Annotated in this window: 1 pseudogene; it reads left to right on the plus strand. The window is 57.2% G+C overall.

The window, feature by feature from the left end:
- Nucleotides 1–407, plus strand: a pseudogene (locus tag AC0L3U_RS38560) (acetate--CoA ligase family protein); the annotation flags it as partial.

Raw genomic sequence — 407 nt, forward strand, 5'->3', positions numbered from 1 at the left:
CCGATAATCGGTCCGAACTGCTACGGCTTGATCAACTATGCAGACGGCGCTCTTCTGTGGCCGGACCATCATGGCGGCGAAAGGCTGCCCGACGGAGGGCGTGGTGTTGCCATTGTCACACAATCCTCCAGCATCGCGATCAACCTCTCGATGCAGAAACGTGGCTTGCCGATCGCTTTTCTTATGACTGCCGGTAATCAGGCGCAGATCGGTCTTTCCGAAATAGCGCTTGCCATGATCGAGGACGGCCGCGTCACCGCGCTCGGTCTACACATCGAAGGGTTCGATTCTGTATCCGGTTTCGAAAAACTCGCGGCACGGGCAAGGGAACTAAAAAAGCCAATCGTCGCGATCAAGGTCGGTCGTTCCGAACAGGCCAAGCAGGCGACGCTGTCGCATACGGCTTC

This window comes from Bradyrhizobium sp. Kon69 (assembly GCF_055807515.1).